Below are 20,911 nucleotides of genomic sequence, written 5' to 3'. Positions count from 1 at the left end.
GTAGTGGTGCGTCGTGTGCAGCCGGGTCAGCAGCTCATTGAAGCCGAGCTTCGGCGAGTCCTCGGCGAGCCTGCCATTCATGCGGCCCGAGCCCAGGTTGTACGTCACGTTCCATACCCGCTGCTTCGAGTCGGCCATCCGGAACCGGACCTCGGGTGCGCCGCGAGGGCTTGCCCGGAGGGGCGTCTTCGCCTGGATGTCCAGCTTCGTCAGGAGCGGGGCCACCTGGGACTCGATCACGGCCATGGAGTGGTCCGCCAAGGGGACGCTGGCCCCCGCGAAGGGGGCCGTCTCCCGAGGCTGCGGTGACGCAGTGCTGCGCGTGGCCAGCTCCGCGGTGCCATCGCTCAGATCCACGATCAGGATGTGGTTCACCCCCGCGCCCGGCGCCGTCAGGACCGTGAAGCCTGAGAACTGGCTCTCGAAGCCGGGATCGAGCCAATACGTCTCGCCAGCGCCGCCCCCCTGTGCGTTCAGCTGCGAGACGACCTCGGTGGCGATCGCGCTGGCCTCCCTGGGCTCCAGCCCCGTGAGCGCGTGGAGCTGCTCTCGGGGAAGCTCCCGAATCGTCACCTCTTCGCCGAGGTTGGGGTGGTTGAAGAGCATGCCGCTGATCCCGAAGACCATCAGCCAGGGAAAGAGCAGCAGCCCCAGGTACATGTGCACCCGGCGGACGACCTTCATCACCATGGGGTAGCGCTTCGGGGCGCGGGCCGCAGTAGCGGGCTGCGGCGAGAGGCCTTCGAGATCGTTGGACATGGGCGTGGAGAGACCTGGAGGGTCAGCGAACCTGCAGGTAGGAGAAAGCCATGCCTGGCATGGAGGCCGTCACCTTTCCGCTGCGATCGGTCAGCTCGCGCAGGTTCGTTGTCGAGGAGCCGTTGGTGAACTCCGTGAAGAGGGTCCGATTGCCCACCTCGAAGAGGAAGCTGCTGCCCGAGGTCGACGGGAGCCCGTCGACGGGAGTGGCCGTCAGGGTGTCGAGCCGGAGCTGCCACCACTTCCACGCGGACGCGCTCGCCAGCACCCGGGGGTGCGTGTCCTGCTTCACTTCGAATTGGCTCTCATCGAGGACGCGCAGATAGGCCGTGCCCTGGGGGCCAGGGAGCAGCGAGCCAGCGGTCCCACCGTTGACGAGCGCGCTGAGCTCCCGGAAGAACGAAGAATCAAAGGCACGGGTCTGAGGATTCAACCGGAGCAGGCAGGGCACCGGCGTGTCGCCCCCCGCGACCCGGCGCACCGCCGAGCCGTAGACCTCCGTCGCCAGGTAGACCTGCCCATCCGGTCCCAGGACGCCATCTCGCACGTAACCGCACCGATCGTCCTTCGCGATCGTCGCCGTATCGGTCTTCGTGTCGACGATGACAACGGCCGCCTGCTTCGTGATGCCGATGCCCGCGGACGGGCGCCAGCCCACGGGCATGAGGATCAGGTCGCCGACACGGAACGGCAGCGTGGCAAAGGTCAGGCGCGCCCCTTGAATGACGAGCCCGCTGAGATCGATGCTCCCCGTGACCGTCATGTCGGTGGGGTTCCAGATGACGGCCTTCGCCGATGTCCCATCGAAGTAGTACGCCTTGGTCTCCGACACGAACTGGAACTGGTGCTGATACTCGCCGATCGAGGACGCGCCCTGGTTCTGGAAGCTCACGGTGCCCACCTTCTCCAGGCTTCCCTTCGTCGTCAGGTTGTAGCGGGTGACCGTGGGAGCCGATGTACTCCCAACGAAGAGCGCGCCCGACTTCGCAACACCGACCCCGAGCGCGCCCCCCGGGATCTCGATGGCGCCATCCAGCTTCAGCGCCTCGGAAGAGTCCACCGTGTCCGTCAGGATGACGTAGCTCTGCGTCGCGTCGCCCGTGCTCACGCGCGTGGTGATGGCATACAGCGCCGTCGCGGGCGGGGGATCGACCGGCCCGGGATCGTCCTCCCCGCAGCCTGCCATGAGTGGGAGGGCGAGCGCCGTGGCGATAAAGCGCAGTGAGCGAAGGGGGGCTGCGAGCTTCATGCGAGGTTCCTTTCGGGTGTTCATGTGTCCTGTTTCTGGTGCGTGTCGTGCTGCCGTCTCGGGGTCGTGTCTCGGGTGCTCCGGACTCATGGGCTGTCCTCGCCCAGGAGATCCACCGTGAGCTTGGCGAAGATGCTGCGCCCGGGGCGCTGGACGCCGAAGAAGTCGAACGCGCGTGCATCGGTCAGGTTCTGCACGTCGACCGTCCAGCTCAGCGTGGTCTGAGAGGGCCGGGTGACGTAGGTGAGCGCCACCGACTGCAGGAACTGGGTCGGCACCACCTGCTTGGAGTCCTTCTGTCCCAGCCCTTCCCAGGCCCGGAAGAAGGAGTGGACATAGCGCGCATGCCACGTGAGCGAGAGCTCGTCTCGTGAGCTCATCAGGCGGCCCAGCTGGAAGCGGGCGCTGCCGTTGGCTTGCAGGTAGGGACGGTTCGGGATCCGCTGCCCATCGAAGGCTCCGAACTGGCCCTGATCGGAGATGTTGCGGAAGTCCTGCCAGGTGACATTGCCGTCGATGGCGAAGTGCTGTCCCGGGGAGGTCCACCCGACGGCGCCAGTGCCCCCCAGGGAGCGAGCCGCGAAGACATTCAGGTGGGTGAAGTAGCTCTCCCGGCCAATGAGGACGATGAGCTGGTCCGCGAGCCGTCCGAACCCCAGTACGCTGGCGCGGAACGTCCCGCGCGCTGTCTCGGGGGTGTCGAGCGTGAGCCCCAGGTTGAGGTTGTGGCTGTTCTCAGGCTGGATCTCGAGGTTCTCGCTGATGAGGATCCCATCGCCGAAGATCTCGTCCGGCCGTGGCAGGCGCGCGGCCCACTCGTAGGAGGCCTTGGCGTAGATCTCCGGGGACAGGCGGTACCGAAGGCTGTCGCCGATGCCTGCCCTGCGAGCGTCCAATCCCACCCCTGCAAAGCTCCCCGCTGGCAGGAGCTTCTCCGAGCGAGCCCGCTGCACGTAGACTTTGGCGAAGGCGATGTTCTCGAGCCGGTCATCCGGGCTGTCGAACTCGAACTCGAGACCGCCGACCCACGAGAACATGTTGCGGTCACCCAGGAGCGGATCGGGCATCTGAAGGGCGCGCAAGCTGCGATCCTCGCCGGTCCGGCTCACGAACGTCGGCGCGAGCGAGAGGCGGAAGATCCCGGGACCTGCGATGTCCCATCCCAGGTGGAGCCGCGCGAAGCCGACGTGCTGCCCCACGAACCGATCGATGGCACGGGCCTCGGTCTCGCCGGGCTGCGGGAGCTGCGCGACGCAGCGGCCGAACCAGTCGTAGGCGCACGTGCCCAGGTCCGTGAAGCTCGTCCTGCGCCATGTGTACCCGGCGACCGCGTCGACCGACACCCCCCGGGAGTAGCTCTGCTCGAAGCGAAGGGTGGCGCCCGCCGACATCTCCGCGGAGCTCACCTCGCCGTACGGCACATCCATGGTGACGCTGTGCTGGATGTCCTTGTCGTACTGGCTCATGAACGCCCGAACGAGCAGGAGGCTGGCCCAGGGCCGATCGATCACGCCCGCCTCGATCCCGCCACCCACCGCCCGGTAACCGTCATGGAAGCGATTGACACGAGCGGGCGTGACGCGTCCCTGCTCGTCAGCAGCCTCGACATCCACGGAGTAGTCGTTCACCGTGCGATCGAAGAAGCCATTGGCCCGGACAAGGAGCCTCATGGGCTCGTGGAAGTACTTGCCGCCCGCCGTGAGGCGATGCGTGCCGTAGGATCCGAACTCGTAGGAAGCGGAGAGCCCCTTTTTGCGAGGATCCTGGTCGGTGACGAGCTGGACCGCGCCTCCCAGCGCATCCGCCCCGAAGCGGCTCGGCACGACACCTTGGTAGATCTCGACCCGATCGATCAGGTTGACGGGGACGTTGGCGATGCCGAGCCCGAAGCCCGCCAGCTCCAATGGAATGCCGTCCAGGAAGAAACGGATCTGCTCATCCGTGAATCCGCCGAGCGAGAAGCTCGCGCGGCTGCCGAGCCCTCCTGAACGGCGCACCCCGACCCCTTCCGTGCGAGCCAGGACCGTGCCCATGTCGGCGGCCTCGCGCTGGCTCTGCTCGGTCTCGACGACCTGCACCGACTCGGCGGACTGGCGGATGTGCTCCGCCTCGGACTTGCCTTGGACGGTGACCTCGATGGTCTCCTCGAAGTCAGGCTCCTCGGCAGGCTCCTCGGCAGGCTCCTTGGCAGGCGCGCTCTCAGAGTCCGCCTTCGTCTCCGCCTGCGATGCCCCTGGCTGGCCCTCTTGCGCGTGGGACAGGCCGGCTCCCAGCAGCCCCGCAGCCAGGGCTGCGACACACAGGCTACGAGCGCTCCGGCTGGCACGGTGCCAGGAGGAAAAAACGATTATGAAAATGGTTATCATTTTCATTTGCGCCTTGCTACAGGGGCTCGGCCGGTCCTGTCAAGAAGGCTTCGGGATCAGGCGGCTCGGGCCTCGGGCGTTCGCAGCGCCTGGAGCTTCTCCGCGACGAGGAAGGCGAGTTGGAGCGCCTGGTCTGCGTTGAGGCGTGGATCGCAGTGGGTGTGGTAGCGGCTGGAGAGGTCATCCTCTGTGACGGCCTGAGCACCGCCCAGGCACTCGGTGACGTTCTGTCCGGTCATCTCGAGGTGGAGGCCTCCCGGATGGACGCCCTCCGCAGCGGCCACCTGGATGAAGGCCTTCACCTCCAACAGGATGCGATCGAAGGGGCGGGTCTTGTAGCCGTTGCTCGCCTTGAGCGTGTTGCCGTGCATCGGATCGATCGACCAGATCACGGGGCGGCCGTCGCGCCGGGTGGCGGCCATGAGCCTGGGCAGACACTCAGCGGCCTTGTCCGCTCCGAAGCGGCCGATGAGCGTCAGCCGGCCGGGGATGCCCTCGGGGTTCAGCACGTCGATCAGCCGCAGCAGCTCGTCCGGCTCCAGGGTAGGACCGCACTTGAGGCCGATGGGATTCTGGATTCCACGCATGAACTCCACGTGGCCTCCGTCGAGCTGGCGCGTGCGCTCGCCGATCCACAGCGTGTGGGCAGAGGTGTCGTACCAGTGGCCCGAGGCCGGGTCGGTCCGTGTCATGGCTTCTTCGACGTTCAGGAGCAGGGCCTCATGGCTGGTAAAGAAGTCGACCTGGCTCAGGCCGGCCTGCGGATCGGGGTTGATGCTGAGGGCGCGCAAGAAGCCCAGGGACTCGATGATCTTGTCCGCCAGCCTGCGGTAGCGATCGCCCTGCGGGCTGCCCCCGATGAAGCCGAGGGTCCACTGGTGGATGTTGCAGAGGTCCGCGTAGCCTCCCTGCGAGAGGGCGCGCAGGAGGTTCAGCGTGGCCGACGACTGGTGATAGGCCCGGAGCAGCCGCTTCGGATCGGGCGTGCGCTCGAGGGGATTGAAGTCCATGCCGTTGATGATGTCGCCGCGATAGGCCGGCAGAGTGACTCCGCCGAGCGTCTCCACGGGGCTGGAGCGCGGCTTGGCGAACTGGCCGGCGATGCGGCCGACCTTCACCACCGGACGGCCGCCCGCGAAGGTCAGCACCACCGCCATCTGGAGGATGAGCCGGAAGGCGTCGCGGATGTTGTCAATCGTGAACTCCTTGAAGCTCTCGGCGCAGTCCCCTCCTTGCAGCAGGAACGCCTTGCCTTCAGCCACCTGGCCGAGCGCGGTCGTCAGGCGACAGACCTCGGCCGGGAACACCAGCGGAGGCAGCCGCGACAGCTCGTGCTCAGCGCGGGCGAGCGCGCGAGGATCCGGATAGTCGTCCGGAAGCTGTTGGACAGGCCTGACTCGCCAGGAACGGGGGGTCCAATCTCGGATCATCGCGGCACGCCATTTCAAGGTGAGGACTCGGAGTCGTCCTGTGGGTCTTTCCTGCTCTCAGAGGGCCTCGGAAGGAGTCCCTGCTCCACGCAGTAGTCCAGGTAGCGGTACAGCAGCCGGCGATCGGTTGGCGGGCAGGAGATCCCGCTGTCGGCCAGCGCCTGCTTCAGCCGCTCACAGCGGATGGGGCCCAGGCCAAAGGCGGGCTCGGCCGAGCCCTTGCGCAGATCGAAGAACGCCAGCGTGGTGCGCTTGTCCGCGCTGCCCTCCCCTGCCGCCACGCGAGCGCGCCACTCGGGGACCGGGTACAGCTCGACCGGGTAGCCGTAGTCACGCACCCAGCCGAAGAGCTGGGGCAGCCTCACCTCCGGTGTGGGCGTGACGTTGAAGACCGCGCCGGGCTGTGGCGCCAGTGAGAGCCGCACGAGCGCCCGCGCCACGAAGTCCACCGGCGTCCAGACCTCGCCCACGTCGAGCTGGGGCAGCGCGCCCACGGGGATCCCGGCCAGCAGGATGCGCCAGACCAGATCCTGCGGGTTGACGATGCCGCTGTCAGGAGCACCCACGACCCGGCCCAGCCTGTAGACCGCCACTGGCAGCCCGCGCTCAGCCGCCTGCTGGACCAGCCTCTCTGCCACCCACTTGCTCTGCTGATATCCGTCGCGCAGCCCCGCGTGAGGCACAACGAAGTCCTCGGGCACCTCGGGGCTGAGGTTCGCCTGCGGTGCCACCGCCAGCGTCGAGACGTAGTGCAGGGGCTTGGGGTGCACGGCGGCGGACAGTCGCAGGAGCTCTCGGGTCCCGCGGACGTTGACCGCCTGCAGGCTGCCGTACTCGCGCACGACGCTGACCACCGCGGCGTTGTGGTAGATCGCGTCGCACTCGGCGGCCAGCCCATGGAACCGAGCGGTACTCAGTCCCAGCGACGGCTGCGCCAGGTCGGCCGGGAGTGCCAGCACGCGCTCAGCGAGGCCCTCGGTGGGCAGACGCTGGGCCACCAGGGCCGCGCGAATCCGCTCCATCGCATGCGCCTCGTCCCGAGCGCGCACCGGGCAGACAACCCGTGTCCCGGTCTGCCTCAGAAGCTGGCCGAGCAGGTGCGCGCCGACGAATCCCGTGGCACCGGTCAACAGAACCTGACGCAGCGGAGTGGGCGTCCCGTGGCTCGTGGCGCGAGGTCCATGGGACTCCAGAGCCTGACCGTCCGCCTTGGGGCGTGGGACCACTTCTTCGGGCAGCTCGGCATCAGAGAGCATGGTGGGGGTGAGCCCTCCACTCCCCGCCCCTGCCTCCACGCCACGCTCCAGTGCCTGCGCCAGCCCGGCGGCCGTGGGGTGCCGGAAGACCATGGCGACGGGGACCTCTCGGCCTAGCGCGACGCTCAGCCTGTTGGCCACCTGGATGGTCTGGAGTGACTGCCCGCCCAGCTCGAAGAAGTCGTCCTGCGCCGACATGACGCTCATTCCCAGAACCTGCTCCCACACTTGGAGCACCATCCGCTCGAGCTCGGTGGAGGCCGCAGCGGCCGGGGCAGCTTCTCCTTCGGGGAGTGCACGGCGCAGCTCGGTCCGATCAATCTTGCCGGAGCTGGTCCGTGGCAGGCGCTCGGAGAAGACGAAGACGCCAGGCACCATGGCCGCCGGCAGCTCTGTCAGCAGGTAGCGGCGGAGCTCCGCCGCCGATGGAACGGGCGTCTCGGCGACGACGTGCGCGCACAGCCGCCGAGCTCCGCCTGGCAGCACTTGTCCGACCACAGCAGCCTCGCGCACACCCGCATGGCCCAGCAGCACGGTCTCGACCTCGGCCGGGTCAATCCGATGGCCGCTGATCTTGAACTCGTCATCGACGCGGCCGACGAACACCAGCTGTCCATCCTCACGCAGCCGGACCTTGTCACCCGTGCGGTAGGCGCGGGGACGGTTGGGCAGCTGCTCGAGCATGATGAAGCGCGCCGCGTCTAGCTCCGGACGCCCCAGGTAGCCTCGAGCGAGGCCGCCACCCACCAGGCACAGCTCGCCCTCGAGCCCCGGAGCAGCGAGCCCCCCGCGCTCGTCCATGAGCACCGCACCCACTCCTGGAAGCGGACGGCCGATGGGCACCTCCTCATCAGCGGACCCGGTCTCTTCCTCACCACTGAGGGTGGCGACGGTGGCGACCACGGTCGCTTCGGTGGGGCCGTAGGTGTTGAGCAGCTGCACCTCAGGCCCAACGGTGGCCCGCCAACGCGCGACCCGCTCAGGCAGCGCGGCTTCCCCTCCGATGATCACGGTACGAACAGAGGAAGGCAGGCGGGCCGCGCCAGTCGAGACGCTATAGGCCAGCTCGTGCCAGAACGCCGTGGGCAGATCCAGCACGGTGATGCCACGCTCGGCGCAGGCCTCGAGCAGCCGCGGCACTGACTGGAGCATCTCATCGGTCCGCACCACCAGCCTCGCGCCAGCGCACAGGGTCAGGAAGATCTCCTCGACACTGGCGTCGAAGTGGAGCGGCGCGAACTGCAACACCCGGTCCTCGCGGCGAAGGCCGTAGCGCTGCGTCGCCCCTGCCACGAAGTGGGCCAGCGCGCCCCGGGAGATCTGCACGCCATTGGGCTGGCCGGTCGATCCAGAAGTGTAGATGACATATGCCAGGTGCTCATCCGCCGTCCGCGCGGCCCGAGACATGAGGTCTGGAGCCTCGGCTCGTGCGGCTGACACCTCCGGCACGGTGCGCTCGCTCCTCCCCACGATCAGGTGCCCCGGCTCCCCCGGAGGGGCGTTGGCTGTGGAGGAGATGATGAGCGCGGGCGCTGCGTCGTCGAGGATCGCCGTGTTCCTGGTAGAGGGGCCGAGTGGATCCAGCGGCAAGTACCCAGCTCCGGAGAACAGCACTCCCAGGCTTGCCACGATCGCGTCGACGCCCCGCGGCACCATTACCGCCACGACAGTATCGGGCTGCACGCCCTCAGCGATGAGCCGGTCCGCCAGCGTGCGTGCGGCCTGGATCAACTCGCGGTAGGTCAGACAGTGAGAGGCGTGCTCCACCGCGATCGCCTCTGGCTGCTCGGCAACGCGCTCGGTGAGCAGCTCCAACACCGGGCGCACTGGAATGGGCAGTGGCCCCCCGTTGAGGATGGGTGACGGGTGATGGAAGGTGGCGGCCCGGCGAATCGCCTGCTCGGGAGCACTGACCAGCGACTCCATGAGCTGGAGGAAGTCGCGCTGGAGGGTGTCCAGCGCATCGGCGCGGTAGCAGGCCGGATTCGCATCGAAGTCAATCCGCAGGCCGCCGCCATCGGACCTGGCGTACAGGCCGATCGAGAGATCCTCGACCGGCCCTGCGGAGATGTTGTGCGCGATGGCCGGCATGCCAGCGAAGCGCAGCGCGTAGTCGAAGGGCATGATGTTGACCACCGGGCCAAACAACCGGCGCTGCCCACCGACCAACCGCAGATCACGGCGGAGCTGCTCATAGCGGTAGCGCAAATGAGGGCGGATGGCTCGAAGCTCTGAGGCGATCCCCCGGCCCAGCTCGAACAGCCCGGCATCTGGCGGCACCTGCACGCGCAGCGGCACGATGTTCATCGCCATGCACGGCACCCGCAGCGCGGCCGAGCCGAGCCGGGACATCACCGGAAGGCCGAGCACCACCTCTGACGCATGAGTCTGCCGGTGCAGCCACGCGGCCGTGGCCGCCAGCACGAGGTCAGGCCAGCTCAGGTGGGCTTGGCGCGCGCTCGCCGTCAGTCGCTCCACGTCATCGGGAGGCAGGAAGCTTGTGTGACGAACGAAGCTGGCCGACATGGGTGCAGGTTCCGCCAGGGTCACCGGCGTAGGACGGTCCGCGAAGCGCTCCAGCCAGAAGGCTCGGTCGAGCGCAGAGTGCTCCCCAGCCTGGTAGGCCGCATCCTCGGCCAGCACAGAGCGCAGCGGGCCGAACCCGCCCGTGGTCGGCCGCCCGGAGGCCAGCGCGGTGTAGTGCTCTGCCACGCGCCGCGCCAGGAGCGAGAAGCCATACCCATCCAGGGCGATATGGTGGACACGCTGGTACCAAAAGAAGCGCTCGGGAGCGGCCTTGAACAGCGCCTCGGCGAAGAGCGGGCCTCGGCTGAGGTCGACCGTCCGAGCCAGATCCTCCCTCATCCACGCCTGCGCGGTCTCCCACGGATCGGGAGTCCCGCTAAGGTCGGCCACGTGCAGGGCCCAGTCCAGCTCCTGCCCTAGGAGCTGCTTGGGTCCGTCCGCGACGGACACGAAGCGCGCATGCAGCACCTCGGCCTCTCGGACGGCCTGCCGCACCGCAGCCTCGAACAGCGCCGGGTCGACGGCGCCGCGTATCTCGATGCACTCGCCAGCGTTGTACACCGGGCTCTGGAGATCGAGCTGCTGGCCCAGCCAGATTCCGTGCTGGGCTGCCGACAGCGGCCAGTAGGCATCCTGTGAATCGCTCATCGCTCGCACTACCTCAGGGGAAAAGTGCCCGGCGCGGAGGAGGCCCCGCGCTCTGCCGGCTACGACGAGGGGTGTGAATCACTCCGAGGCGCCGCCACCGCTCCCTCGGGTGGCCGTGCGCCCGAGAACAGCAGCACGTACCAATCGGTGAGTGTGGGACGCTCGGCCAGCTCCACGAAGGTGAGCTCCGCACCGGCGCTCCGCCAGCGCTCGACCAGGCTCATGAGCCTGATCGAGTCGAGCCCTCTCTCGAGCAGGTTGTCGTCATCGCCGATGGCCGATGGAGGCTCGAGCAGCACCTCGGCGACATCGGCGCGGAGCTGCTGGCGGCTCAGGCTCCCCTGTGCTGTTCGTGGCCGCAGCTCATCGATGATCTGCTGCGCCGTGGTGGTGACCGCGCACAGCTGCGCCGCGTAGTTCAGCGCCAGCTGGTGATGGTTCCACGAGAAGTCGCCCAGCGCATCGGCGACCAGGAAGGGTTGCACATCGTTCATGAAGGCATCGCTGGCAGTCTGAAGGCAGCCAATGTGGGCGTAGATCCCGCAGATGATCAGCTGGTCGCGCCCTTGATCGCGCAGGAAGTCCAGCAGCCCCGTCTTGCGAAACGCGCTGTAGCGCCACTTGGTGAGGAGGACGTCACCTGCCTCCGGAGTCAGCGCGTCGACAATCTGCTTCTGGTGCAGCCCCCCGTTGATGCCGGGCCCCCAGAAGTCCAGCAGAAGGCCTCGCTGCTCGGGTGTCTGCCCGCCGGGCTGGGCCGAGTACACCACCGGAATGCCCAGCGCGGAGCAGTGCTGCCGCAGCAGCCGGATGTTTGCCAGCAGCTCCGTCACGGGCGACTTGCCGCTCGTGAAGGCCTCCACGAAGTAGCGCTGCATGTCGTGAATGAGCAGCACCGCACGCCGAGGTTCGGGGAGCCACGACACCTTGTTCTTGGGAAGGTCGGCGGCGCCGGGCATGGGATAAGGGGCAATGGAGGGAAGCGCCATGGAGTGACTCCGTTCACCTCGAGGGTGTGACAGCAGCGTTGCGGGGAGGGGGCATGAGCGCCTCGCGCAGGGCCTTCTTGCTGACCTTGCCGACGGCGGTCTGGGGGAACGCGGTGACGAACTCGACCCGATCCGGGATCTTGTAGGCCGCGAGCCCCCGCTCACGAAGGAACGTGGTGAGCGTGGCCGGAGGCGGTGGCGCTCCGCGGGGGATGACGAACGCGCAGGTGCGCTCGCCGAGGAACGGATCCGGGAGGGCCACCACCGCTGCATCCTGGACGACAGGATGGGCCAGCAGGTGGTTCTCGATCTCCTCCGCCGCGACCTTGTCACCGCCGCGGTTGATCTGATCCTTCGCGCGCCCCTCCACCACCAGGTAGCCCTCTGGAGTCACCCGCACCAGATCGCCGGTGCAGTAGAACCCGTCGGGAGTGAAGGCCCGCGCGTTGTGAGCCTCGGCGTTGTAGTAGCCGCGGATGGTGTAGGGGCCTCGCGTCAGGAGCTGACCGATCTCCCCTGGGGCCACTTCGCGACCTTCCTCGTCGACCACGCGAAGCTCATCGTCGGGAGAGATGGGCCTGCCCTGAGTGGTGGCGATGAGCTCCTCGGGATCCCCGAACCGGGTGTAGTTGACCAGTCCCTCGGCCATTCCGTAGACCTGCTGGAGCGTGCAGCCCAGCGTCGGGCGCACCCGCCGGGCAATCTCTTCGCTGAGCCGGGCCCCTCCGACCTGCAGCACGCGCAGGCTCGACAGGTCGTGGCGCCGGGCCTTGGCGGCCTCCAGCCAGACCATCGCCAGCGGAGGCACCAGCGCGGTGATCGTGACGCGCTCTCGCTCGATCAACGGGAATGCCTCTTCAGGGCTGGGGTGCAGCGCCAGCACCGCCGTGCCACCCGCGTACAGGGTGCCCAGCACACCCGGCGAGCTGAGAGGGAAGTTGTGCGCGGCTGGCAAGGCGCACAGGTACACGCTCGTCCCATCAAGCTGGCAGATCTCGGCGCTCGCGCGAAGGCTGTAGAGGTAGTCGTCGTGGGTGCGCGGAATGAGCTTGGGAGCACCGGTGCTCCCGCCCGACAGCTGGAAGAAGGCCACGTCGCTTGCACGGGGTTCCGGCAGCGTCAGTGGAGCGGCGGCGTACAGCCCTTCCAGCGAGATAAATGGGCCAGCCTCGCCGACGACAATCACCTGCCGCAGGGTCGGCACCTTCTGGCGGACCTTCTCGGCCAGCGTGCGGTAATCGAAGCCAGCGTGCCTGCCAGGGATGATGTAGGCGACCGCCTCGGTGAACTCGCAGAAGTAGCCGATCTCCGCACTGCGGTGCGCTGGAAGCGCGAACACCGGCAGCGCTCCCAGCCGGAATAGGGCGAAGCACACCTCGAAGAAGGCGGCGATGTTGGGCAGCTGGACCACTACTCGATCCCGAGGCCTGATGCCCAGGGCCCAGAACCCAGCGGCCAGCCTGTCCACTCGCGCGTCCAGCTCGCGGTAGCTCCAGCGCTCTGCCCCGGCGACGAGCGCGGTGCGCTCACCGTGGCGCTCGGCCCGCTCGCGGAGCATCTGCCCGAAGGTCTCTCCCCGCCAGTAGCCGGCCTGCCGGTAGCGCGTGGCAAACGCCTCGGGCCAGGAGGGGCAGCCGGGCAGTGGGATCACTTCCTGCTGAAGGTCCGCAGCGCTCACGGCTGCACCTCCACGCCCTGGCCCAGCCCCATTGCCTGGAGCATGGTGCGGAACTTCGCCTCGGTCTCAGCAAGCTCGGACTCAGGCTTGGAGCCGATCACGATCCCCGCCCCCGCGAACAACCGCAGCGATCGCTCGAAGGCCTCGGCGCAGCGGATGGTCACGGCCCACTGGCCGTCGCCGTTCGCATCGCACCAGCCCACCGTGCCTGTGTAGAAGCCACGCTGAAATGACTCGATCGAGCCGATGGCCTCCTGGGCCAGCTCGGTCGGGTAGCCGCACACCGCGGGCGTGGGGTGCAGCGCGACGGCCAGCGCGAGCGATGTGATCGACGGGTCCGCCAGCTCGCCGGTGATCCGGCTCGACAGATGCCACAGGGTGGGCGTGCTGCCAAGCGACGGCCCAGGAGGGACCTCCAGTGTCTTGCAGTACGGACGCAGGGCCTTCACGACTGCCTCGATCACCACGGCGTGCTCGTGAAGATCCTTGGTCGACGTCAACAGAGCGGCGGCCCGTGCTTGATCTTCGATCGGATCGGCGCTGCGCGGCACCGAGCCCGCCAGGGGGTTGGCGAGCACCTGCAGCCCTGCTCGCGAGACCAGCAGCTCCGGGCTGGCCCCGATCAGGGTGCGCGTCCCGGCCCCACCCGCGGCGGTGGGCTGCGGAGGCAGATCCGCCGCGAAGGTGTAGCCGGTGGCGTTACGCCGAGCCAGGTTGCGCAGCAGCTCTCGCAGGTCGATCGGCGTGGCGGCGCTGAGATGCAGCGACCGGGACAGCACCACCTTGCGCAGCGGACCGCTTTGCATCAGCTTCAATGCCTGCACCACCCCGTGGAGATAGGCGGAGGGCTCGGGTACGGGCTGGACCGTGTACCGCGCCACCGGCGGGAGCTGAGCGGGAGCGGCCGTCTCGAACACCAGCGGCCCTGCCCGCTGGATCGTCATCGGCACCACCAGCTGGGCGGAGACCCTGCCGTCGAAGGGCACCGCCCCGACCGCCACGGGAATATCGTGGTCGGCGTCCCTCACCTTGCTGAGCACCTCCGCCACGCGCTGAGGCAGGCGCTCCAGCGAGTTCGCGCCTCCCGGGTGTGGAACGGTGGCGAACGTGCCGCGCGCCAACAACGTGCGCCGGGGCGAGGCAAAGAAGAATGATGAGCCGGCCTCGTAGCTCTCGAGCAGCTGCGCAGCCAGCCTCTGAGGCCCTACGGAATGTTCAGTCATGATCGCCGCCATTGATATTGACAATGATAATGGTTATCAATTAGCACCCAAGGTCGCGCCGCCGTCGACATACAGATCGTGCATGGTGATGTGGCGCGCCCGGTCGGAGACGAGGAAGGCCACGGCCTCGGCGACGTCCGCTGGAGTGGCCAGCCGGCGCAGCGGAATGCCCAGACGGAAGGACTCGGGCGAGCCTGCGATCACTGCCTGCGCCCCGTGCTCGTCGGCCCACAGCGCGCGCTGCATGGGGGTGTCGGTCGAGCCGGGAGACACCACGTTGCAGCGGATGTTGTCCTGGGCCAGCTCCAGCCCCAGGCACTTGGTGAACATGGTCGACGCGGCCTTGGAGGCAGAGTAGGCGGCCATCTGCATCCGCGGCACGCCCGCGGCGTTCGAGCCCACGGTGACGATGGCGCCGGACCGGCGCGGCACCATGCGTCTGGCGACAGCTCGGGAGACATGGAACACCCCCAGGGTGTTGACCGCGAAGGTGACCGTCCAGTCCTCGTCAGTGAGCGACACGGCTGGAGCGACTCGGAGCACACCGGCCACGTTGACCAGGATGTCGATCGGTCCCAGCTCTCGCTCGACTGCCTCGACGACCCTCTCGACCGAGGCGCTGTCGCTCACATCGGCTCGAAAGGCGGCGGCGCGGCCCCCACGCTCGCGCAGCTCCGCCACCAGTGAGGCCAACCCCTCCCCCTGGATGTCGAGCGCCGCGATCGACGCGCCTTCAGCCAGCACACGCGCCACGGCCGCTCCGATGCCCTGCGCGGCCCCTGTCACCAGGGCCACCTTCTGGGTCGTTCGCATCTGATCCCCCTCCGATCAGACCGTGCCGGCGGTCATGGCGAGCGTGCGCATCACTTCCTCGGCCATGTCGATCGTGTGATCGATCTGTTCCTCGGTATGGGGCGCGCAGATGAAGTTGAGGTCGCGGCGCAGCAGGACACCGCGGCGAGCCATGCCGCCCTGGAACGGCAGCATCAGCCGGACGTGGTCCGCGGGGTGCTTGGAGAAGCTGAAGAAGGGAATGGAATCGTAGCCGCTCACACGCAGCGAAGAGCCGACTCGCTCGGCCCTGGCGTTGATGCCAGTGCGGAGCCGCTGGCCCAGGGCCGTGATGTGCTGGATGTAGTTGCCCTTGCGGTACTCGGTGAGCACGGCCTCGCACACCGCCAGCGACAGCAGCTCCCCACCAAACGTGGTCGACACCTGCAGCTCAGCGAGCCTGCACAGGTGCTTGGCCGGCCCGGCCACTGCCGAGAGCGGCATCCCTGCGGCAAGGGCCTTGGACACGCAGACGAAGTCGGCCTTCACGCCGAAGAACTCCTGTGCGCCTCCCAAGGCCAGGCGGAAGCCCGTGACCACCTCGTCCAGCACCAGGAGCACCTCATGCGCGGTGCAGGTGGCGCGCAGCTGCTGCATGAACTCACGGCTCAGGCAGCGGTTGTAGGGCACCGACAGCAGCACCATCGCGAGCTGCCGGCCGTTCTGCTCGATGCTGGCCAGCAGCGCAGCCTCGTCCGGCTCGGTGAAGAGCGGCATGCGCAGCGTGTGCTGGGCCAGCGCGGCGGGGACGCCGGGTGTGTCGAACATGAAGTGATCGTGCCAACCGTTGTAGCCCACCGTGATGATGCGCTCCTTGCGGGTGATGTGGCGCGCCAGCCTCACCGCAGCCGAGGTGGCATCCGCTCCGGTCTTGAAGAAGCGCACCATCTCCGCGCCGGGGATGATGTCGACCAGCACCTGCGCGGCGCTGACCTCCACGGGCGTAGGCAGGGAGTGGAGGACGCCCTCCTCCAGGTGCTGGCGGATGGACTCCACGACCGCGGGATGATTGTGGCCGAGCATGTTGGCTCCGAGCCCGCAGATGAAGTCGATGTATTGCTGGCCATCGACATCGGCCACCAGCGCGCCCTGCCCCTTGGCGAGGAAGACCGGGAAGGCGCCGGGAGCGAACTGCTCCGGCCGCTTCATCATCGACTGGGTGACGCCGGGGACCAGCCTGCTGGCTTCGGCCAGCAGGTGGTTCGAGCGATCGAGCCTCATCTCTCCCTGGATGGGGATGGGCAGAGACGGGTGCTTCCTTGTCGGCGTATCCATCGTGCGTCCTTTGTCATCGATGACTGCGTTGCACCAAGAAGACGGAGAAGAGCGCTCAGGCCGGTGCGGCGCTCAGCCGGGCGGCGCTTCGCCCGAGCACCCACAGAGTCCAGAGCGCCAGGAGCGTGACCCCCACCGCGATCCAACCCACCTGGCCAAAGCCGATCAGCGCGCCATTCGGAGCGGCCGCGATCAGCATCCCGCTCGCCCACGCCGCGAGTCCGGAGGCGCCATCGCTCGCCGCCATGTTGACGGCCATGTAGCGCCCGCGCAGCGCTGGCGGCACTCGAGCCGCGATGAGGGCGATGGTGGGAATCTGCCGGCCGGAGGTCAGGGTCATGAACAGGACGAAGACCCCGGTCACCACGGGCAGTGGCGAGGGCGCCAGCCGCGTGAACACCAGATACGGGCCCACCGTGCCGACCAGCAGCCATGCCAGGACCCGGGCCGCCCCGTGACGGTCGGTCAGGTAGCCAATCCCGCGCGAGCTCAGCAGCGTCGCCGCGCCGCCGCACAGGTACACCCACGGGAGCTCGGCCATGCCCAGGCCTAGATTCCCCACCATGTAGGCGCTCAGGTACGGGATCAGCAGGAAACCGGAGAACACCACCCCAAAGGTCAGCAGCCAGCCCAACGCCAGGCCCGACGTCCAGACCGGCGCGAGCGAAGCACCGCCGCTGCCTCCTTGGGACTCAGCCCGGTGACGATCGACCGCAGGCATGGCTCTCAGCAGGCAGAGCCACACGGTGCCCGCGAGCACACAGATCGCCCAGAACGGCGCTCGCCAGCCCAGAACATTGGCGAGTCCCAGGCCCAGCGGCACTCCCGCCACCGCGGACAGACCGTACGCCGTCATCACGGTGCCGATGGCACGGCCACGGCGCTCAACGGGCACCACATCGCCGATGATGGCCATGACGACGGCCCCCATCAGCCCCGCGCAGGCGCCTGCCACCGCTCGGGCCAGGAGCAACCCCCCGTGAGTCCACGCCGCTCCGCACGCCAGCGTGGCGGCGATGAACCCCGCATAGAGCAGCAACAGCGCGCGCTTCCGATCGAACCGATCCAGCCAGAACCCGCCCAGCAGGCCCATCGCCGCCGAGGCCAGCGTGTACGCCGAGACCAGCGCCCCGAACTGCGCGGCCGAGAGGCCAAACCGCCGCATGAGCTCCGGCCCCAGCGGCATCACAATCATGAAGTCCAGGACGTGGCTGAACTGAACGGCGGCCAGGAGCCAGAGCAGAGAACGCTCGTGCCTCGGCAGGGAGGAGGTCGTCACGGCCCTCTCCTGCGGGCAGCGCGACCAAAGCGGCGGCACACCCCGACGTGCGCCAACGAATTGAGAATGGTTATCATTATCGTTCTCGGATCTGACATGCCCTGCGCGTCCTGTCAAGAGGAGGCCTCACGGGTTGTGCGAGCGGGCGAGAACCCGAGAGCGCCTCCGCGTGGGCCCCGCGGTGGTCGCGACTCCAAGAAAAACGCCCCCTGCCCTCTTCGGACAGGAGGCGTCTGCCTCACCGGGTTGGCGACGTGGAGGCCGCCGCGAGCTGGATTACTGGAGCGTGCCGGTGACGGAGATGCCTCGCTGCAGGACCGGAGCCGCGGGAGGACTGACCTTGTTCGAGGCCCTCACCACGAAGCGGTAGCGCCGCGAGGTGCTGGCCGGGTGATCCAGGGTGGTGTCACTCACGAGCCGGCTGCTGCCCGACACGATCGTGGACGAGAGCTCCCCGCCACCCACCCACGTCCACGTTCCATCCGCGTTGTTGCCGTAGGCGTCGACGCGGCCGAGGAGCCCGGTGCAGCTCCCCGTCCCGCAGGAGACCGAGGTGCGGAAGGCCCAGCGCTGCGCGGCCCCATGGAGCACCTCCAGCTCCCCCACGAAGTATGGGCAAGCCCCCGTCGTGAGAATGAGCCCCGTGTCGTCCACGCTCATGCTCGTCGCGGCCGGGTTGGAGTTCTGGAACGCCCGGTCCGGAGCATCCAGGAGGCAATCCAGCACCGACTTCACACCGCGCGCCAGGGTGCCGCCGTACGTATTCCGGGCCGTGGTCGTCTGCTCGAGCTGCAGCCCCCGCCCCGAGGTGGGCAGCTCATTGACGAAGTTGTCCTCGTCACGGCCCCCGTACTTCTTGTACTTGCAGCTCGCGTGGTTGGAGTTGGCATCGCAGTCGCGCAGATCCATGGCCAGCGCATCGAGGAAGGTGCCGTTGTGCCGCACGCGCACCTCGTGCTCGAGGACGCTCGCCACCGACTGACGGAACTCGAGCGCCTCAGCCCCGCCCACCAGCACCGGCTCGGGGATCTGCGAGTTGGTGAACCCGTGGAAGGACACGGCGTAGGTGTAGCTGTGGGCCCGCAGCCGCTGCAGCCCCTCGAAGCTGAACTCGGAGACATCACCCGCGGTGATGTGCCAGTGGTCGGCCGCACCATTGGGCTCCATGTCGCCGATCACCCCCCAGTACGCGTTGCGGGTGTCCGTCGCGCTGATGTTCAGAGCAGCGAGCTCCTCGTCCGTCCCCGGCTCGATCTCGCCGCCGTGGGGCGCGGCCCAGGCCACGGTCGGCACCGCGGGCGCCGCGGGGAGCCTCCAGTACTCGCCCAGTCCTACGCCGTTGGAGATGCGAGTGGCCAGCGGAGTGAGAGGCTCGGCGACGAAGCCCTCGGCGCTGGCGAGGGGGTGCTCGTTGGTGACCGACCCGCTCACCACCGTGCCCGCGGCGGCCTCCAGCGCGCCGGTGATGATGTCCTCGTGCACGAGCACCAGGCTGTCGTTGCCCGTGTGCTCCCCCTCATCCACGGTGCACAAGCCCGTGGTCTGGCTCGGCAGCGTCGAGCCCGTGTGGATGAGCACCTGGCGGCCCGCACCGAACGTGTCGCGACGGGCGGCGGTGAAGCGGCAGTGCTCTTTGGGGACGTTGCTCGATTCCTCGAAGCTGACGCTGCTGAAGGTCAGCGGCAAGGCCACCCCCGCCACGGGATGGGCGGAGGGGGTCTGGCCGGCTTCGGTGCAGGCGGACAGCCCACAGACGCCGAGGATGGAGAAGACCAAGATGTGGATCACGGTGCGAAAGCCAGACATGGCAGGTTCCTTTCAGCGTGCGAATGCACGAGCCCCCCGATGCCTCGACAGGAGTTCATCGAAGGCGCGCAAATGAATAGCGAGCGCCTCCCCAGCGCGAAACGCCAGGGGAGGCTATGGCTGCCATAGCTTTTGCCTATGTCAGCTGCGCCCGTGCAGCTCCGCTAGCGCCGCGCGGGGGGCGCTCCAGAGCTGGAGGGCGGCGGGGTGCTGGCAGAGGTGCTCAGCCGCGACGCCCCGAGCACCACGGAGAGCCCGGGCTCGTCCAGGTAGGTAGGCACTTGGACGAAGAACTGCTCGATGCGCTGCCGGAACAGCGGCATCCGGCACTGCTCGCCCACCAGCAGCACCTCGTCCACGTCGCCGGGGAACATCGACCTCTGCTCCAGCACCTGCTCGCACATCTTCAGGCCCGAGTCGATCAGGGGCTTGGCCAGCTCCTCCAGCTCTCTTCGGGTGAGGACCACGTCGAAGTCCCCGAGCTGGCTGCCTTGGGTGACGGCGAAGGGCACGCGCACGCGCGCCTCCGTCTGCTCGGAGAGCTGGATCTTCGCGAACTCGGCGGCGCCCGCCACGCGGTAGAGGGCCGCGGGGTTGTTCGCGTCCCCGGCCACCCTCACCCCCGAGGGCAGCTTGCGCATCAGCAGATCCAGCACGCGCTTGTCCAGCTCGGCGCCGCACAGGGCCACGTTGCCCTCCGAGCTGAGCACCTGGCACTGCCGCGCCGCATAGCGCACGAGCGAGGCCTGGAAGCTGCCTCCGCCCCAGGCGCACACCATGGCCGTACGCTCCGGCTTGCCCCGCCGCCGCGAGAAGGCCCCCAGCGCCACAGCCGTGGTCTCGGAGATGTTGCGCTCGACGTGCAGCCCGGCCAGCGCGGCCGCCGCGGTCATCGTCTGCGGCAGCGGGTCATCCTTCCGGAACGGCGGCAGGGTGAGCACCGCACGGTGGACGGGCTGGCGCAGGAAGTTCTGCGCCCGCTCGCGCGCCTCGATGAAGATCAGCGCCGCCAGCTGCTGCGCGGAGAAGGTCCGGTCCCCGAGCACCACCGCGGGCAGCCCATCGCTGCCTCGGACCACCTTGCAGCGGAGCTGGTCGTACAGCCACTTCACCTTCCGGTCGCCATAGGGCGCGGAGATCAGGCCCTTGATGCCCCACACCGCCAGCGCGGGGTTGGCGGCCTGCTGCCCGCGTGCAGGATGGCCCGTGAGGATCCGGCCTCCAGGCCCCAGGGCAACGACGGCCGGCGCCCCCTCCATGCGCTCCGAGGGGATGCAGACGGGATTTCCCTGGTGGATGGCGGCGACGCGGCAGTTCGTGGTGCCCAGATCGATGGCAATGACGGGTCCGACACTGCGCGTGGAGGGATCTGGAGGGCGGACACGATCGAGCGGACAGTCGGTGACGTGGGTCGGAGCCTGGGTCATCGCGGTGCCATCCTACTGGATTGTGGCCTCTGGCTGGCAGAACCCGAGCTGGCCCCGGTGCTGCATGAAGTCGCGCTCGATCTGCCCGCGCTTCCGCGTCAGCACGGACCAGTAGTAGTAGCGCGGAGGGAACAGGGTGTTCCTCCTGGCGAGCTGATTGCGGAGGATG

At 68.3% G+C, this 20,911-nt stretch carries 13 protein-coding genes; all 13 read right to left on the bottom strand.

Annotation, left to right across the window (positions count from 1 at the left end):
- Positions 1–759, bottom strand: a 759-nt coding sequence (locus tag VD972_RS29065; protein ID WP_324992016.1) for a hypothetical protein, incomplete at its 3' end; no start/stop codon positions are given.
- A gap of 22 nt (positions 760–781) precedes the next feature.
- Positions 782–2,008 (bottom strand): hypothetical protein, encoded by a 1,227-nt coding sequence (locus VD972_RS29060; RefSeq protein ID WP_324992015.1) that lies wholly within the window; start codon positions 2,006–2,008, stop codon positions 782–784.
- Positions 2,009–2,094: 86 nt separating this feature from the next.
- Entirely contained in the window at positions 2,095–4,374 is a 2,280-nt protein-coding gene (gene mxcH, locus VD972_RS29055; protein WP_324992014.1) for a TonB-dependent siderophore myxochelin receptor MxcH, read from the bottom strand.
- A gap of 56 nt (positions 4,375–4,430) precedes the next feature.
- Positions 4,431–5,804 (bottom strand): class II 3-deoxy-7-phosphoheptulonate synthase, encoded by a 1,374-nt coding sequence (locus VD972_RS29050; RefSeq protein ID WP_324992013.1) that lies wholly within the window; start codon positions 5,802–5,804, stop codon positions 4,431–4,433.
- A gap of 14 nt (positions 5,805–5,818) precedes the next feature.
- Positions 5,819–10,234, bottom strand: coding sequence for a myxochelin non-ribosomal peptide synthetase MxcG (mxcG, locus tag VD972_RS29045; protein WP_324992012.1), 4,416 nt, complete (start codon positions 10,232–10,234; stop codon positions 5,819–5,821).
- Between the two features lie 59 nt (positions 10,235–10,293).
- Positions 10,294–11,223 carry an isochorismatase family protein gene (locus tag VD972_RS29040; protein WP_324992011.1) on the bottom strand — a complete coding sequence of 310 codons (930 nt, stop codon included), beginning with the start codon at positions 11,221–11,223 and terminating at the stop codon, positions 10,294–10,296.
- A gap of 13 nt (positions 11,224–11,236) precedes the next feature.
- Positions 11,237–12,901 carry a (2,3-dihydroxybenzoyl)adenylate synthase gene (locus VD972_RS29035; protein WP_324992010.1) on the bottom strand — a complete coding sequence of 555 codons (1,665 nt, stop codon included), beginning with the start codon at positions 12,899–12,901 and terminating at the stop codon, positions 11,237–11,239.
- Positions 12,898–14,124: an isochorismate synthase DhbC gene (dhbC, locus tag VD972_RS29030; protein WP_324992009.1), complete on the bottom strand. Its 1,227-nt coding sequence runs from the start codon at positions 14,122–14,124 to the stop codon at positions 12,898–12,900. The genes VD972_RS29035 and dhbC overlap by 4 nt, the downstream gene beginning before the upstream one ends.
- Positions 14,125–14,160: 36 nt before the next feature.
- Positions 14,161–14,937 carry a 2,3-dihydro-2,3-dihydroxybenzoate dehydrogenase gene (locus VD972_RS29025; protein WP_324992008.1) on the bottom strand — a complete coding sequence of 259 codons (777 nt, stop codon included), beginning with the start codon at positions 14,935–14,937 and terminating at the stop codon, positions 14,161–14,163.
- Between the two features lie 15 nt (positions 14,938–14,952).
- Positions 14,953–16,230 (bottom strand): myxochelin B biosynthesis transaminase MxcL, encoded by a 1,278-nt coding sequence (mxcL, locus tag VD972_RS29020; RefSeq protein WP_324992007.1) that lies wholly within the window; start codon positions 16,228–16,230, stop codon positions 14,953–14,955.
- Between the two features lie 55 nt (positions 16,231–16,285).
- The gene (mxcK, locus tag VD972_RS29015) at positions 16,286–17,509 is read right to left on the bottom strand and encodes a myxochelin export MFS transporter MxcK (RefSeq protein ID WP_324992006.1); all 1,224 of its coding nucleotides are present in this window, start codon (positions 17,507–17,509) and stop codon (positions 16,286–16,288) included.
- 276 nt (positions 17,510–17,785) lie between these two features.
- Positions 17,786–19,315: a poly-gamma-glutamate hydrolase family protein gene (locus VD972_RS29010; RefSeq protein WP_324992005.1), complete on the bottom strand. Its 1,530-nt coding sequence runs from the start codon at positions 19,313–19,315 to the stop codon at positions 17,786–17,788.
- Positions 19,316–19,479: 164 nt separating this feature from the next.
- Positions 19,480–20,742: an Hsp70 family protein gene (locus VD972_RS29005; protein WP_324992004.1), complete on the bottom strand. Its 1,263-nt coding sequence runs from the start codon at positions 20,740–20,742 to the stop codon at positions 19,480–19,482.
- Positions 20,743–20,911 lie beyond the last annotated feature (169 nt).

This window comes from Hyalangium sp., from assembly GCF_035629615.1.
Classification (GTDB): domain Bacteria; phylum Myxococcota; class Myxococcia; order Myxococcales; family Myxococcaceae; genus Hyalangium.
Note: the sequence above shows the minus strand (reverse complement) of the source record. Positions and strands in the feature narration are given on the sequence as shown.

Coding starts and splice junctions, on each gene's coding strand:
- mxcH (WP_324992014.1), bottom strand. CDS start 4,374: ATGATAACCATTTTCATAATCGTTTTTTCCTCCTGGCACCGTGCCAGC.
- VD972_RS29060 (WP_324992015.1), bottom strand. CDS start 2,008: ATGAAGCTCGCAGCCCCCCTTCGCTCACTGCGCTTTATCGCCACGGCG.
- VD972_RS29050 (WP_324992013.1), bottom strand. CDS start 5,804: ATGATCCGAGATTGGACCCCCCGTTCCTGGCGAGTCAGGCCTGTCCAA.
- dhbC (WP_324992009.1), bottom strand. CDS start 14,124: ATGACTGAACATTCCGTAGGGCCTCAGAGGCTGGCTGCGCAGCTGCTC.
- mxcL (WP_324992007.1), bottom strand. CDS start 16,230: ATGGATACGCCGACAAGGAAGCACCCGTCTCTGCCCATCCCCATCCAG.
- VD972_RS29010 (WP_324992005.1), bottom strand. CDS start 19,315: ATGTCTGGCTTTCGCACCGTGATCCACATCTTGGTCTTCTCCATCCTC.
- VD972_RS29025 (WP_324992008.1), bottom strand. CDS start 14,937: ATGCGAACGACCCAGAAGGTGGCCCTGGTGACAGGGGCCGCGCAGGGC.
- mxcG (WP_324992012.1), bottom strand. CDS start 10,234: ATGAGCGATTCACAGGATGCCTACTGGCCGCTGTCGGCAGCCCAGCAC.
- VD972_RS29005 (WP_324992004.1), bottom strand. CDS start 20,742: ATGACCCAGGCTCCGACCCACGTCACCGACTGTCCGCTCGATCGTGTC.
- VD972_RS29040 (WP_324992011.1), bottom strand. CDS start 11,223: ATGGCGCTTCCCTCCATTGCCCCTTATCCCATGCCCGGCGCCGCCGAC.